Source organism: Xenorhabdus sp. XBWT (assembly GCF_059072735.1).
In genome coordinates this window covers 3,814,522-3,831,020 of record NZ_CM180990.1, presented here as the reverse complement: position 1 = coordinate 3,831,020, position 16,499 = coordinate 3,814,522, and the positions used below count along the sequence as shown (strand labels likewise).

The 16,499-nt window shown below is 41.9% G+C and carries 7 protein-coding genes and 7 pseudogenes; 3 read left to right on the top strand and 11 right to left on the bottom strand.

What is annotated here, in order from left to right; genetic code table 11:
- Positions 1-29: 29 nt before the first annotated feature.
- From AC5JQI_RS16720 to AC5JQI_RS16690, 7 genes and pseudogenes are all read right to left on the bottom strand, one after another.
- Positions 30-1,266, bottom strand: a pseudogene (locus AC5JQI_RS16720) (amino acid adenylation domain-containing protein); the annotation flags it as partial.
- A gap of 132 nt (positions 1,267-1,398) precedes the next feature.
- Positions 1,399-4,413, bottom strand: a pseudogene (locus AC5JQI_RS16715) (AMP-binding protein); the annotation flags it as partial.
- 688 nt (positions 4,414-5,101) lie between these two features.
- Positions 5,102-6,220, bottom strand: a complete 1,119-nt coding sequence (locus AC5JQI_RS16710; protein ID WP_493912978.1) for a DNA glycosylase AlkZ-like family protein — start codon at positions 6,218-6,220, stop codon at positions 5,102-5,104.
- Between the two features lie 127 nt (positions 6,221-6,347).
- Positions 6,348-7,040, bottom strand: coding sequence for a flavodoxin family protein (locus AC5JQI_RS16705; RefSeq protein ID WP_493912977.1), 693 nt, complete (start codon positions 7,038-7,040; stop codon positions 6,348-6,350).
- Between the two features lie 79 nt (positions 7,041-7,119).
- A complete protein-coding gene (gene glyA, locus AC5JQI_RS16700; RefSeq protein WP_493912976.1) occupies positions 7,120-8,475 on the bottom strand; it encodes a serine hydroxymethyltransferase in 1,356 nt (451 codons plus the stop codon).
- Between the two features lie 14 nt (positions 8,476-8,489).
- A complete protein-coding gene (locus tag AC5JQI_RS16695; protein ID WP_493912975.1) occupies positions 8,490-9,479 on the bottom strand; it encodes an alpha/beta fold hydrolase in 990 nt (329 codons plus the stop codon).
- 1 nt (position 9,480) lies between these two features.
- Entirely contained in the window at positions 9,481-10,614 is a 1,134-nt protein-coding gene (locus AC5JQI_RS16690) for a hypothetical protein (protein ID WP_493912974.1), read from the bottom strand.
- Between the two features lie 1,113 nt (positions 10,615-11,727).
- Between AC5JQI_RS16690 and AC5JQI_RS16685 the strand changes: the two are divergent.
- Positions 11,728-12,102 (top strand): annotated as a pseudogene (locus tag AC5JQI_RS16685) (helix-turn-helix domain-containing protein); the annotation flags it as partial.
- A gap of 45 nt (positions 12,103-12,147) precedes the next feature.
- Here the strand turns inward: AC5JQI_RS16685 and AC5JQI_RS16680 are convergent.
- A pseudogene (locus tag AC5JQI_RS16680) lies at positions 12,148-12,897 on the bottom strand (Tn3 family transposase); the annotation flags it as partial.
- Positions 12,898-12,955: 58 nt separating this feature from the next.
- Between AC5JQI_RS16680 and AC5JQI_RS16675 the strand changes: the two are divergent.
- Positions 12,956-14,077, top strand: coding sequence for an ISAs1 family transposase (locus AC5JQI_RS16675; RefSeq protein ID WP_493912973.1), 1,122 nt, complete (start codon positions 12,956-12,958; stop codon positions 14,075-14,077).
- A gap of 27 nt (positions 14,078-14,104) precedes the next feature.
- Here the strand turns inward: AC5JQI_RS16675 and AC5JQI_RS16670 are convergent.
- The 3 genes and pseudogenes from AC5JQI_RS16670 to AC5JQI_RS16660 form a co-directional block, all read right to left on the bottom strand.
- Positions 14,105-14,500: pseudogene (locus AC5JQI_RS16670) on the bottom strand (DDE-type integrase/transposase/recombinase); the annotation flags it as partial.
- A 6-nt stretch (positions 14,501-14,506) separates the two neighbouring features.
- The gene (locus tag AC5JQI_RS16665) at positions 14,507-15,544 is read right to left on the bottom strand and encodes an IS630 family transposase (RefSeq protein ID WP_493912972.1); all 1,038 of its coding nucleotides are present in this window, start codon (positions 15,542-15,544) and stop codon (positions 14,507-14,509) included.
- Positions 15,545-15,595: 51 nt separating this feature from the next.
- A pseudogene (locus tag AC5JQI_RS16660) lies at positions 15,596-16,156 on the bottom strand (transposase); the annotation flags it as partial.
- 85 nt (positions 16,157-16,241) lie between these two features.
- On the opposite strand from AC5JQI_RS16660, the pseudogene AC5JQI_RS16655 reads away from it, so the two are divergent.
- A pseudogene (locus AC5JQI_RS16655) lies at positions 16,242-16,496 on the top strand (ISAs1 family transposase); the annotation flags it as partial.
- Positions 16,497-16,499 lie beyond the last annotated feature (3 nt).

Below are 16,499 nucleotides of genomic sequence, written 5' to 3'. Positions count from 1 at the left end.
AGATACTCCGTCACAAGATTGAGCTACATTCTCGATTTCTCCAAGCTCGATCCTTAGCCCACTAATTTTGATCTGATTATCTATACGCCCAAGTATTTCAATTTCACCATTAGGTAAATAGCGTCCCAAATCTCCTGTACGATACATTCGGCGCCCAGTTCTAGGATGGAAAACAAATGCACATCGAGTAAGTTCTGGCTGGCCTATATATCCACGAGCCAACGAAATGTCACTTTCTACCAGTATTTCGCCTGGTACCCAGTCAGGACAATCTGTCCAGTCGTTAGCAATAATGTGATAAGCAGAATTCCGCATAGGTGTACCATAAATAACGGAGCTAACCATGCAGCCTTCACATTCATTAATTTCATGGATAACTGACCAATTTGTGGTCTCAGTCGGCCCACCACACGAAAACATCCGAGCAGAAGGGAAGATTGCTCTCGCTCGTGGTAACAGTGACAATGGGATCCAATCACCAGCCATTACTATATTACTTACTGAGTAAATGGTGTATGTTTTGCGAGCAACCTCGGCCACGCGGCATAACAATTCCATGATTGCAGGTACACATGCCCAAAATGTCACTTTATAGCGACGATGTAACCGTAACCAAGTGTCAGGATCTGGTCCAGCTGCTTGCTCAGGCACCACGACTGAGCCACCATGTACTAAGGGACCAAAAATATCGAATACTGACATATCGAAGTGCAAAGCAGCTGTAGCGAGGTGTCTGGTTGAAATATCCAGACCAAAACGTTCAATGACATCGAAGATATGATTGACTACTGCGGCCTCTGGAATTTCAACTCCTTTTGGATTACCAGTAGAACCCGAAGTAAAGATCACATACGGTGAATAATCTTTCCGAATAGGCTCAATCGCAATTCTGGTATTTTGTTGAGTCCAAATGTTAAGGTCTTTGGCAGTACACTCTACTCTATAGATATCTAGGGGTAATATAGCCTCTGGCGATGAAATCACGATTCGCACCCCAGCTTGGGCAAGCATTATATCTATTCGTTCGGGTGGTAAATCAATATCTATAGGAACATACCCGATACCTGCCAGTAAACATCCATAAACAGCAACATACTGCATTACTCCTTTAGGTAACACGATTCCGACAAACCGATCATCAGGAGAACAAAATTTCTGAATTAGAGTATTGAGTTGTGCTGCTGCATTGCCTATTTCACCCCAAGAATATGTTTTATTAGCGTCTATGACTGCTGGTTCATTTGTTCGATTCGAAAGGCACTCCAAAAATAGATCTCGCAAATGAACTTCAGGTACTAATTTCTGCGTTGAGTTAACGGTATTTCGTATAGTAACCTGCGATAATGGTCGTAGGTCGAGCCATGTACATTTCCAAATTTCGGAATCACATGCTAGCTGTTGCAGCAACCTACAAAACGCACCAAACATAGCTTCAATTACATCAGGACGAATAACTCCTGTAAGATAATCCCATTTGAAATATAGAACATTATCTGATTCTCTAACCTGCACATCCAGCGTCACTTGCGGGGTTTGCGACACGCCAAAGACCTCTCGACCTAACCGAGCAGCATCATGTCGTCCAGGATGTCCAAGAAGGCTTGTCAACACTACTGGCATCAATGGTGCACGCCCATTTCTCCGTATCCGAGACAGCTCCCGTAATATTTCAACACCAGTAAAAAGCCTATGATCAAGTGCATTCCAGATCGCGTTTTGTAGTTTTTGTCCACGCTTCTCAAGTGTATCGTGAATAATGGGTTCGTAAGGTACAAGTAAAGTGTTAGTGAAATCTCCAACAATTGAGTCAATATCATCACTAACTGGCATTCTATCTGAAACAGGGAAATTCAACGTGAACCGTTCTTCTTCGCTCCAGCAACGTAAAACCTCACACAAGGCCAAAGCTATAACACCTGAGGGGGAAATATTTCGTTCTTGAGCTTGAGCTTTTAATCTATCCCAAAATTCTTGTTCGAGTGTACCTTCATATCTTTCAAATCTGGGGGATATAGCAGATTCCCCTATTTCAAGCTGCGGTAACCGAGGGGATGACGGCAAGTCTACAATTTTTTGTAGCCAATATTCTCGATCAGCGCGATATTGTTCACTTTGAATAATCTTGTGCCTGTGCGCAACATAGTCGAAAAACGACGTTTTTAATTTTGGTAACTGAGGATTTTCTTCCATGTATAAGTCAATCAAATCAGGAATAATCACCTGAAATATTGACCATGCGTCAGCAATCAACATGTCAATACAGAAATGCACCCTACTTAAGTGCAGGCTAATCTTACTCACTACAAATTTAAATAAAGGCCATTGTGTTGTTCCTATCTCTTCATTCGCCATACGGCGACGCACAAAGTTAATTTTGTTATTTATTTCACTATCTGGAAGACCACTCAAATCTACATATTCGGCTGCCTCACTTCCATTGACTACTCCGATTTGCTGGTAACCACTTTCGTTAATCGTCACTCTTAGCATTGGATGGCGGTCAACTAGCAAACTCACAGCACGCTCAAATCTTTCTTGTTCCAGATCTTCTACTTCCCACTCAAAATATCCTTGGCAGCCGACACCACCATAATCGAAGTCAGATCTACGTCCAATCCACAAAGCTTGCTGACTCTCATTGAGAGTAAAAGGCTGTAGTTGTTTGTCGCTGGACAGATGTTCAAACGTTGGCAAGTTGCTATCACGTGAAGTGTTTCCCAAACGTATAAGATTCAGCAGTACAGGGTTTTCAAGAAAAGAACTCATCTCTATATGAATGTCATATTTACAAGCAAGCTCGCCTACCATTCTCATGGCTCGTAAGGAATCTCCACCAGTGCTAAAGAAATTAGATTCAAGAGTTGCTTCATCACATCCAGTCCAATTCAACCAACAGGAACACAACGTACTTTCAATTTCTGTGTTTGGAGAGAAAATTGTATGCGTCATATCTATCTCAACCGGAGATATCTTCAGCGCACGGTAATCCACTTTACCATTTCGTCCTATTGGCAACACATCAACAACTATTTGATTTGGTTGAGCTGCAGGTTTTAACCTCTTACCAAGATGCTTACGCACTGCATCTACAGCATCCACTCTTGCCGTAACATCTAAGACAAGTTCAAGAAATAGTACTAGCGTTGTTCCAATATCGTTGGTGAAGCAAGTTGCAGCAGCTTTCGCCACCCCAAAAACTTCAAGAGCAGAGATCTCTACTTCTGTTAGATCTACTCTATGTCCACGAATTTTCACGATCGAATCTGACCGTCCCAAAATTTCGACAGTACCATCCAAATTCATCCGTGCTCTATCCCCAGTGATGTATTGCGATGGTGAGGTATTATCGAATATATTCGGCTGGAAAGATTTCCTAGTATCTTCAATGTCGAGATAACCTATAGAAAGAGTTTCTCCGGTAATAACTAATTCTCCAACACAATTCGCTGGGAGTTCTTGGCCTGCACTATCAACTACATACATGTTTGCTCCAGCTACTGCTTGCCCTACAGAAGGCAACAGTGTATGATGCTGAACAGATGATAAATTTTCAATTGATACCACCGCCGCTTCCGCAGAACCATAAACATTAAGTACTTGGTAGCTGAGATTAGGAGGAGGCCATTGCTTACACCTCTCACCAGCAATCAGCATTGTGCGCAGGTTTGTTTGCCATTCACCAACCCAAAATGCTTCAGCAATAGATGTCATCACTAGTGCATGTGTAACATTGTTCTTGATAAACCAAAGAGCCAGCAGCCTTATATCCTGTAAGGTTTCAGGTGAAGGGATACATACTGTTCCACCTGCATATAGTACTGGCAGAGGATCAACTTCAACCATTCCATACCCCGGTGATGTCAACCATGTTCCTCGTGAACTTTCCCCCAGTTCAGCAGATTTGGTAATTGCATCAAGTGTGGCAACCATCCCGCGATAAGATAAACAAACAGCTTTAGGCTGACCTGTCGTCCCAGAGGTACCAGCAATAAAACATTCCTCATTGGCCGTTTCAATCCAATTACCATATTCCCAATCAACCTGTGGCAATTGTTTATTTTCTTTACCTATTTCCAATATAGGGCAGCTTGTAAGATTACGCGCCCTGTCTATCATACTGCCAATAGTCAGCACAGAGTCGGGGCGACATTCCTGAAGAAAGTTATATATCAAATCATCAGGGTTAGCAGGGTCGATCAACACACAAGTTCCGCCCATTCTCTGGGCAGCGATAATTGAAGTCAGATGTTGCCAACCTCGTTCCAGAAAAAGAGCAAGCCGCGGATGTAAACATTGAGGAGATATCTGCTTGCGTACCTGCTGTATTAGCATATCGGAAGAATTCCAAAGTTCGGCATAGGTCAAATTCTTACCATTATCATCATCGATGATTGCTAGGGCTAATGGCCTCATCTGAACATGGTAAAATATATTTTTTATCAATGAACTACGTTCATTAAATTCATATTTTAGATGTGTAGGTAGAGTTTCAGGCATAGGAAGAGCCATGGGATTCAAGATCCGCATACATACAAAGAGTATAATTTTTCGTAAATGTTCACGAGCAGGTTGATCAATACAATCTTTCCTCACAGACAATGTACACCCATCTCTCTTTGCCACAAGCCAAACCAATGATTCCAAAGGTGGAGAATTTTGACCATCAGTTACCTCTATATCAGCATGAAGCAGAACATTTGGTTGCGTTAGCTCTGCTATTTCACGCAACTCTGCAATACGGATATGAATATCAGCAACATCACATAGTTCATTCGTATCAATATCAAGATAATTTACTGAAATATTAGAGTATATTCCTATAGTTATTTTTCCTTCAGTACTAAGTAAAGAACCCATCATTGCAGCAATAACGATGAGGTTATCGATAGATGCAACTAGTCCATCAGGTAAAATAATTTCCTCTTCTATTCGTTCAATCAATGTCGGCTGCTCTATGGAACAACATTCAAAAGCATCCCATATTGTCCGAGCAGTACAGGGAAACCTCTCAAATTTCTTTTTATCTAACTGTTTATTATTTAGCTCAGGTCCTGCCAACATCATCTGATTCTTCATGTCACCCAACCTTATCCGTTGTAATTTATTTGTTATTGTTACTAGGGTCATAAAATGCTCCGATTCGGTTAGCCCAAATAAAGGCGGCTTCTTGAATGGCTTCTTGTTCCTTGCCCGCAACATTTGAGAGATCAATTTGGATAGAACGTTTGGATCCATTGACTTTCATGCCCCAAGTGGCTACAGCCCGTGCTCCCATTAAGACAACAGGGAGGCCATTTCCCGCTGCATCGTATCCCCTAATTTTATCAAGCCCGAGGCAAATACGTTGTCTTGAACCAGGGGCATACCCCATTACCAACGGATCCCAAGCAGGCAAAAAACGCACATCAGTATTTAGATTCTGAGCTGTTTTGGAAATACACTGTTCAAATAGCTCTTGCCGAGTAATACTTATCCACACTCCACTGCCTATTTCACACGCCATAGAGCTTTCCATAAGCAAACGAGACCTTTCCTTTGAAATTGACAGCCACCAAGCTAAGTCATCGATTGTAACTGGACCATAATGTTTAATGTAACGAGCAGCGATGTCCTGCAATAACCATTCACTGGTTAATAATGTGTCATTACTTTGTAACAACCCATTAGGAGGAGCAGCATATAGCCACCTGTTAGACCAAATATTCGGAGGAGGAATACGAATTAAAACACCGTCGTAAGTGGCAACAGAGACGTACGCACGAGCCTGAGGACCAGTTAATCCAAAAGCATTCCCAATATCTTTCAAGCGGACAGGGGCACTTATAGTAAATTCCGTAAGTTCAGATAATATCTTCCTATAATCTGCCAAAGTAAGACCGACATCACGCAATCGCCACTCATGATTGACCAAAGGTAGGCATGTAGCACCAAATACTGTTGCAGCCAAAGATTGAGGAAGTAAAAACTTTGAACGTCGCATTCCTGGTATCCGAACTAACTCAGGATCGGCTTCCATAGAAATGACGTTTGTTCGCTCAACATTATTATTGCGAGCCAAGAAAGCTAACCAACTAGTTGGACGATTTGAATATACCCCAACATAAGCCTCAGCTACCTCTTTTACAGTTGCTCGCTCAAAGCGCTCAAAATGTTCTGATATGACCCACTCAGCTAGGAAATTGTTGAGTTGTTTATCCCAGTTAATCTTACTGTGCTTCATTTTCTTTATTTATCTCACTAGAAAGATGTTAGTCACTTAAAATCAAATTAGAGTACAAGACACAAATATCCACAATTAATACAAGAGACATAACAGAACCCACACATTTCATTCCCACTATTAGAAATTATCTACACATATCGAGCTTTGATGGGACGTAGAATTCACCATTCTCATTCATACGATGACGCTCTCCAGGCTCGAGAACCTGTAGCGCTTTTTGCCCTGTTAGATGTTCGTATTCACGTATAAGTCGAGTCATCGATACCATACGGTCGAGCATTCGACGTAGCATCTCCATTCCCTCTTGATCTCTAAGCACTTCACCTTTTTTGTCACCCATCAAGATGGCTGGAAAACCATACCCAACTAAAATCATTCGATTCAAAAGCGCGCATTGGAGCATCTGGTTGTACACTTCGACATGCCCCATTCGCCGCCCTGTAACCATTACTCCAGCCACCTTGTTAGTTAGTGTTCGGTTATGCCGCAAAAAACCAGTACCAACCCGCTCTAGGAAAGCGGACATTAAAGGTGTTGCACCAAATCCATGTACTGCACATGCGAAAATCACACCGTCACTAGCTTCCATTAGGTGGATTGCACGCGCTGCATCATCATTCTGTATGCAGGGTTCATTACGAAAATTACAATCTCCGCACGCCCCACATGGTTCAATTTTAAATTTGGCTAAAGAGAAAACATCTAGAATAATGTCTTGCTTTTCTAAGTAATCTTTTGCCCATGCTAGAGCCTGTGCATTGTTCCCATCTAGGCGCTCTGATCCATTAATGGCGACATATCTGATTTTATTCGTCATATTTTTTCCCAAAGTGTCCAATTAACCCTAATCAGAATCGACATAACATTTCCTCAACCGGAATCAATTAGTCAGTTGTTTAACACTCCGTGTAACTGATTAAAGGATACATTGTGCATAGTGCTTCTGCCTCTGAACGAAACAGTTCGCATACAGCTGGATTTAGCTCAAACTCATGCTCATCAAGTGGCTTCACTGCCGCCAATATCCTACAAACTAAATCAACAAGTTGGACACATCCTAATTGGTCTATGTAGCGTTGCGCCAAAGATCCCGTGCCGATACGTAATCCACTTGTGACGAATGAAGAACGAGTCTCCCCTAGTACGCGATTCTTGTTAACTATAATTCCACATTGCTCCAAAGCCGATTCAGCAATAGAACCTGTCATAGAGCCATGCAAACGAATCAGAATTGTGTGATTCTCAGTCCTCCCCCCTATAATTTCATAGCCATGTTTCTGAAATTCAATTGCCATTGTGTCAGCTGTGATTCGAATTCGTTTCATATAAGCATCAAACTCTGGCGACATTGCATAACCAAAAGCTGCTGCCTTTGCAGCAATCATATTGACGGCTGGAGCTCCTTGCATCCGAGGGAATACTGCTTGTTCCAAAGTACGAGCAAAGGTTGTTTTCAGGCCTGGAACTTTTTCGTTGGCATCACGCCCAGACATAATCAAACCACCGCGGGGTCCTGCAAGCTGTTTGTGAGTACAAGTAGTAGTTACGTGTGCGGCATTGATTGGGCTAGGGTGCCGTCCAGTTGCAACAAGCCCCGCAATGTGCGAAATGTCAGCAAGCAGAATTGATCCTGTTTCATCAGCGATTTTTCTGAACTGCTCGAAATCAACAATCCTTGAATAAGCAGTAGCGCCACAGATAATTATACGAGGGTGATGAATATGGGCTAACCTCCTCACTTCATCATAATCTATAAGCCCTTCTGATGTAGTACCATAACCTATTGATCTGTAATAAGTACCTGAAAATGTAACGGGGCTGCCATGGGTAAGATGCCCTCCATGATCTAGATTCATACCCAACAAAATATCTCCAGGCTCAAGCAAAGCTGAAAGCACCTGATAATTTGCACTTGATGCTGAATGTGACTGAACACCCGCATATTGAGCACCAAATAACTTCTGTGCTCTTCTGATGGCTAAGGATTCGACTAAATCGACATTCTCACATCCTGCATGATACCGCCGACCTGGAGTTCCCTCTGCCGTAACATTGACCAATGCAGAAGCTGACGCTGCCAAAGTTCGAGGAGTAACTGCACAGCAAGACGCAACCAGTGACAATGTTCGGTGCTGACGCTTTACTTCATCATCCAAGATCTTCGAAAGTTCTTCATCTTGTATCTCTAAATCAACCAAACCTTTTTGTAGTAAACTAGCTTGTCTCTGGAGTAATTCATTATTGACAATCATTTTGTATTCCTTCTTTATTCTATTGTTCTATTACGTGTTACAAATGAAAGCACAGTATCAGCAACCTCTCTAGCATGTGTTCGCACGAAGTAATGTCCACCACCGACCAAACTTGTTGAATCAACGACATCAATAAAATTTTTCCATTTTTCTACTATATTACTGAGCTGAGGTGTGGCAGGATCTGAGTCACCCAACAACACCAACGCAGGTATCCCACGAACAGGGTGTTGTATTAAAGTCTTATATGCTTCTGCAGCGATTAAATGATCTCTTCTACCTCGGATTAACATTTCATCAATTTCCTTATCAATCAGCCCAGTAAATGCCCCCAGAGACCTTAGATATTGGCCCCATGTATAGTCTGAAGTTTTCTCAGATTCATATATTGCTATATCAGGATCACCCATTGGATTTGAGGCAGCGACTACAAGAGATAGTGAAGCAATCGTCGATGACATAGCCGAAGCTAGGCATGCAGCCACTGCTGCTCCAGCACAATGCCCATAAATAATAAATTGATTAGCATCAATTTCTTCAATCTCGTCAGCAAGTGTACTAATCAATATAGAAAAATCTGATGCACTCTTGATTTCTAGATCACCAAAATCCACCCCAAATACACGTACTCCCTGACTTTCACAAAATAAATCCTTATATACTGTAGGGTCTCCTCCACCAAACGGCACTCCGATTACTACAATTGATCCACTGGAGGAGTTCTTATCGTGTAGAGGAGTAAGCCGCACACTACGCTTATTGGTTTTAGAGAGAACATACTTAGCTAAATCTTCTACTGTTGGATTTTCGAAAAGAGACACGATCTGTAAATTCCCTCCTAACCGTGATACCACACGGATAGCGTCGAAAGAATCACCACCAAGCTTAAAGAAATTATCATTTGGAGAGACAGATTCGACCTTAAGAACATCACAAAATACAGTAGTTATCCGATTCACTTCGTCGGTAAATTTTTTTTTCTTCGCTTCAATACCGTCAATCATTTCATATCCTTCTATCCGAAAGTACATCAGCTAGCTCATTAAGTAAGTCAGTTGCTGCAGCCCTACTACAGAATGTTCCTTCTATCTCCAATAGGATCTCTGAAGAGTTTATTCGTTTCATGTCAATACCCACAGGAAAAGTAGAACTAATAACTTGAGATGCGGGGATTCCGCGGGGAATGGCACCATTGATGAACAACTCGGATGCCCGACAGCATTCTAGAGCTTCACGCAAGACCAAGCTATATCGTGCACAAGCCTCTAAACTAGTTTGAGGATTGTAGGAAACATGTTCTGTCCATCCAAAAGGAATGGCAAGGAGTCCTGTCATCATACCAACAGCGCTTGCTTCTTGTGGTAAACGCCAGTTACGCGATGAACATACTATATTCCCTTCCTTTACAACATCTGCTGTACTACATAACATCTCAAGAACTACTTCTGTGAGTTGTTTTTCCTCATAAATAGAACCAACTTGAATTACACGGTGTAAACTTATCCGTTCAACTTGTGTATTCCATGCTAATCGTCCCACTTCTGACAATCGCAAAGGCATCATCGGATGATTACACCGTACCTCCAGTACACTATAATCATTTGCCTTCATGAGTTGACGTTCCACATAACTACTATAGAGTTGCTGACCTTGCCTCATATTCTGTAATGCCAAATCTATCTCTCCTGCACACGCTACCTGTATTAGTTCGCTAACGATCATAAGTGTATGTTCATCCGCAAGTGCATGATGTATCGATATATAGCATTTCTGATAATCCTCCCTTAGTACGTTGTATATTGCAAATAACACTGTCCCTGATCTAACTGCTAATTGCGCTAACCGCAATGCTTTATGATCCGTTTCCCCATAACCTTCAATTAATTTAATATCAATATATTGTCCTAGTGCTTTACCCCATCCAGAAGCCACAAACTCATACAAAAATTCTCTATCCAATATTGCCTCCTTATTCAGTTTTATAACTATGGAGACTTCTTGCATAACTCCCGAGCAAAACGAATGAGCAACCACAGCTTTTGCTTCAGCACTTAGCAAAGAGTCTGTCAACGTTTGCATTACTCTCAATCGCTTTGCAAATTCTCTATCAGATAAAAGTGAAAAAAATCTTTTTGACATATTTAAGTCCTCAAGGCCAATTATAATCAGTGGTAAAAGACACCCACATTAAATATTATATATCCTTGATTTATATAAGAAACACATTCAATCAATTAAAAAACTTAATATAATAGTTTCATTTCCCTAACACCTTTATTATTAAGTGTATAATTTATAGAGTATGGCTAACAAACTATACAACCAGCCCGAGTTATATATAAATTAAACATGGTGAGTAATATATCAAGAAAGATTGCAACCATTTTTAAACAACTTACTTAACCATATTAATGCAAATGAATTATCCATAATTAACATCCCACTCCATAAATAAAAAACCACCAAGATTAAGAACATATAACCATGACTATTAAAAATGTACTGTTAAACGATTCACTTGCATTCTTTATTTCTATTCACATGAAAAACAAGTAATTTTTTCATTCCATAAAATACACACATAAAATCAGATAGTTGTTGTATTTTTATTTTTTAAGATCGGGAAATTGCCAATATATGAAAAAATAATCACCCTTTGATATATTAAACCACACTAAACCTGCTATACGGCGAGTAATGCACTATTATCACTGCCCCATTGAAAATCTATTTTATTTATTAGAATTTATACTATGGTATTGTTCAGTGACATATAGATATTACAACTCGAGATTTTTTACAAGTATAAATTTTACAAAATTTTAAAAACTTACTAAATGCCTATTTCAAAATAGTAAGTCCCTCACATCTAGTACTTACTTATCCCGCGTGACGCGCGGGATAAGTAATACTCCTATAATTTTAAAATGCATTTACAATCGTTCAATTAAATATACATATCAAAGTGATAAAAACAAGATAAAATAAAATAAAGTAATCATAATAAAACACACGCACAGATATAAACCAAGATGACATTCTCTGCTAAATATGTGAATCCAAGTATTATTAATATTAAAACAACAACCTTGATATATATTTAATTCCCATCATATAACTATAAGTAACTTTATAATTATCATGATATATAAATAAGTTATTCAGAATAGTAGATCACTCGGAGGGAACTCAGCCCGATTTTTGCGATCTGATCAATTGCGAAAAATCCCAAACCACAATACGGACTGAGTGATACCAATAATAGCACCGATACCCCAAGATGAATGTCAAAAAATGAAAAAACTTATCCATAAAACCCGTGATAAGGACTATTCCCGTCGATTAACGGCGTTACTGATGTTAAATGAAGGGCTTACTGTGACGGCTGTCGCTAAAACCCTTCGCGCTGCCCGCACTTCTGTCAATCGTTGGATTGGGGGGTTTACGTTATATGGACTGGAAGGCCTCAAAAGTTTACCGGCTGACAGACCGGCAGTCTGGGAGCTCACTCCTCTCTACAACATCTTGCTTTTCTTATTACAGCAGTCCCCTCAAGAGTTAGGCTATCTTCGTTCTCGTTGGAGCCTTGAGCTCATAAGCAATACATTGAATGAATTACTCAATCTCTGATTGACGGGGTAGTGACCGGGTAGCTGCGATAACCGCCAACTTTTAAGCGGCCACTTCAATGGGCAGTCTCGTATTCATATCCAGCTCAAATATCCCATAAGGATTCACATGGGAGTAGATCAACAGCGTCAATGCCCTAAAATCCTCCAGTTTCATCCGTGACAGCCAGTTTGGCTCGTTAAGTACCTGCTGGATCATTAAGGTGTTCACGTATACCAGAGAGATCTGCAATAAATGTAGTGCCAGCACCGATAGTTCTTGATCTTCCAGCCGGTTGGTTGCGACTTCACCGCCTTTGCCGTAGAAGATGAAAGAATTTGCACTGTTCCAGTTTTCGACGACATTCAGCCCTTCGTGGATCTCCTGACGAAGTTCTTCGGAGCCAACATATTGACACAGAAAAATGGTTTTGATCACTTTGCCCAGTTCGGCAAGCGCCTTGTACGTGGGATGTTGGACATTGTTTCGAGTGAAGCGGCGTAGTAGGGCTTCTGGATCGGCGGTACCCTGCTTGAGCGCGGTCGCATATTTGATCATCTCGTCGTATTGCTGGATGATCAGTTCCCAGTTGATGGGACGTGTCAGTATTGGCTCAAGGTTTGGGTAATCACTGGGTTTATCATCGCCGGGCCGATAGAGTTTTTGGCTGGCAATGGCCTTGAGGCGTGGCAACAAATCGAATCCCAGCAAGTGAGAGAAGGCAAAGGCGACCTCACTTTGGCCATGACTATCGACATACTGCCGGTCAATCTCCATGTCCGTGCAGTGACGTAAAATGCCCTCGATCATGGCAGGGGTTACGCATGAAAATATTTAGTGGATAATTCCCTCATTTTTAGAGGGAATGCAGATGAAAAAATTAGTGGATGTCTTTTCTGATTTTCCAGACCCGCGTTGTCAGGGAAAGATCAGGCACCGTTTTATTGATATCTTAGTGATTGCGGTATGTGCTGTCATTGCCGGCGCTAACGCCTGGACCGATATTGAACAGTATGGTCAACTAAAAAAGGATTGGCTGGGTTCATTTCTTCCGCTCAAAGGCGGTATTCCGTCACATGATACTTTCCGGCGCTGTTTCAGTTTATTAAATCCCCGCCTCTTTGAACGCCATTTTTATCAGTGGGTTTCTCATGATGTTTCTTCAGAAAAGCGGGCGATCATTGCGATTGATGGTAAAAGTTTACGCCATTCGTTTGACAAGAAAATTGAACAAAGCCCATTACATGTGGTAAGTGCATTCTCCGTTGAGAAAGGGCTTAGCTTATGTCAGTGTGCTGTAGACGGAAAATCAAACGAAATTAAGGCCATCCCCACATTATTATCGATGCTTTCCTTGAAAGGCTATCTCGTGACGCTTGATGCGATGGGCTGTCAACGCACGATTGCCCAGCAATTACGCGAGAGCGGAGCCGATTATATTTTGTCCCTTAAAGGCAATCAGGGAAAAACCTTTTCGGAAGCGGTTAACTATTTTCAACAACAACGGGCAACACAAAAACCTTATCTGAAACCTGACCATGATGAATTTGAAGATAGCCATGGGCGTACCGTCAGACGACGCGGATGGGTTCTACCGCTGACACCAGAAACAAAACACTTAGGCTCCTGGCCAGATATTCAGGCTCTTCTGGTCACAGAAACAATACGGCAAGAACAATATTCTGAAACAGTCACCTCTTATTTTCGTTATTATTTAAGTAGTTGTCAGGACGCTCCTGCCTTTCAGTTAGCAGCCATTCGGAAACATTGGGCTATTGAAAATAGCTTACACTGGGTGCTGGATGTCACTTTTCGGGAAGATGATTCACGGATGAGAGAGCAGATCGCCACAAGAATATTTGCCCAATTACGTAAAATGGCGCTCAATATCGTTAAACGGGATACCAACAATAAGTTGAGTTTGAGTGCCCGAAGGAAATCAGCCGGGTGGGATAATGGCTACATGGAAGCCCTGTTATTTAATCAATTTTAGCCTACCAAAATTTCATGCGTAACCCCTGTCATAGCGTACCGTTCGATTATAGCGCTCAACATAAGCATTCTGTTGAGGTTTCCCGGGTTGGATAAAATTCAGCTGAATCTGATGTTGCTTCGCCCAGGCCTGAAACTCAGTACTGGTATACTCAGGGCCGTTATCACAACGAATTGAAACGGGTTTGCCTCGCCATTCCATCAACTGTTCTAACGTACGTATCACACGGCAGCTCGGTAATGAAAAATCCACCTCAATCGTCAGGGCTTCGCGATTAAAATCATCAATGATATTGAGTAAACGCACTGAGCGCCCATCGGATAACTGATCATGCATAAAATCCATTGACCAACTTTCATTCGGGGTATCAGGGATTTTCAACGGTTCAGGTTGTTCGCGCTTTAAGCGTTTTTTAGGCTTTATACCAATCTAACTTGAAGGTGCGGGTTTTAAAATCTGAAAATTATCAGTCAGTCGAGTCGTCAGTTCTTTCGTTTTTTCTGGCAACGTGACATGAAAAAAGTGATGAAGGGTTTCACGAAATGTCTTCGCATTCGGAAAATAGACATTGTTACACACTTGCTCATTCATATACTTCCACAATCGCTCTATCGGATTGAGGTTTGGGCTGTAAGGCGGTAGGTAATGCAATTCAATATTCAGGACATACGCAATATCTTTCACCAACTTGGCTCGGTGGTAACCCGCCCCATCCAGAATAATGTGGATTTTTTGCGAAAGCGGGTAAGTTTCCCGGAGCGCCCCGAAAAAATACGCGATGCTTTCAGCATTGATACTCGGATATTCACGGATCACGGTGTCTTCAATTCGTTGTAAATTGAGGGCACCCAGAATATTAAGACGGGTACGACTGCCGGTGGTTTCGACCACTTTTACCTGATTTTTTCCTGCTTTCATCCAGCCATAGCTGAGCTTTGTGGACTGTGAAGGATGCACCGCATCAATAAATAGGATAGGTTCATTTTGACCCGCCCGGTCTTTAAGAGACTGGTAGTCATCAATAAATTGTTGCTGTTGATCCGCATCGAATTTATGAGGCACTCCCTTTGGCTTTTTGTAGCTGAAACCCTGGCGGTGAAGCCATTTCGTCATTCCGCCCACGCTGAAAGACACCTGCCAACGTGCTCGGACGTAAGCCACAATTTGGGCGGTGGTATGCATCAAATTTGTCGTCAAATAATCAATCAAGTCGGCGGTTTGTTCGGCAGAGAGATGGCTTTCAGAACCGCCATTTTCCGGGGTGAGCTTTTCCTGAGCGATAAAATCTTTTAGGTGACGGCTTACCGTACTTTCATGAATACGCAAGGCCTGTGCAATCATCTGAGCAGTCCAGCCCTCTGACGCCAAAAGCACCGCCTTGATGCGATCACAAACTCGACTGTCGCGCGTTGTATCATGCATCAATTCGAGGGCATGTTTTTGTTCTGGTGTCAGATGAATTTTCATGGTTGCAAGCATGATCGGGTTTGGATAAGAAATCAAGCATCTTCAAAGGAGATTGGTATATGCGTTTGTTCAGAGCCAGTTCACAATAAATTCGGTAAACCCGCTTATGATTCCAATGAAATCCTTTCACGTTGCGTAAATAAAGGTAGCAAAGCCCGAATCCCCAGTTACGTTGTTGTGCTGTTATTGTGAGTAACCATTCCGCAATCTGCTGATTTTCTGAAGATAATTGGGCCTTATAGTGATAACTGCTTTCACTGATCCGAAAGATCCGACACGCCCGACGAATGCTAATGGACTTCTGCTCAACCGCGTTTTTTGCCATCTGTCGACGCTGAGCAGGCTTTACCCCTTTTTTATCATGGCTTCCTGAATAATCTCGGCTTTTAGTCGCTCTTCAGCATACATTTTTTTAAGGCGTCGGTTCTCTTCTTCCAGTTCTTTCAAGCGAGTCATTAGAGAGGCGTCCATTCCTCCATATTTGGCTCGCCATTTGTAAAAGCTGGCACTGCTGATGCCGTGTTCACGACACAGTTCTGGCACGGGAGCACCAGCTTCAGCCTGTTTCAGAATGGTTAAGATTTGGCTGTCAGTAAAACGTGACTTTTTCATAAGGTTTCAATCTCCTCTAAGACATTATAGTTGTATGAGAAAATGCTACTTATGAACACTCCGGTATTTAGGGAGGATTACCTTAACGGAAGGCGAAATCATCGCGATTGACGGGAAACGACTACGAGGATCTTATGACCGAAATAACAGGTGGTCAGCGATTCATATGGTCAGTGCATTTGCGACTCAGAATGGGGTTATCATGGGACAGCTGAAAACGGACAAAAAATCGAATGAAATTACTGCAATCCCTAAACTGATTAACTTGCTGGACATCAAAGGATGCCTGGTATCCATCGATGCCATGGGGTGTCAGACTAAAATTGCCGAATGTGTTATTCAG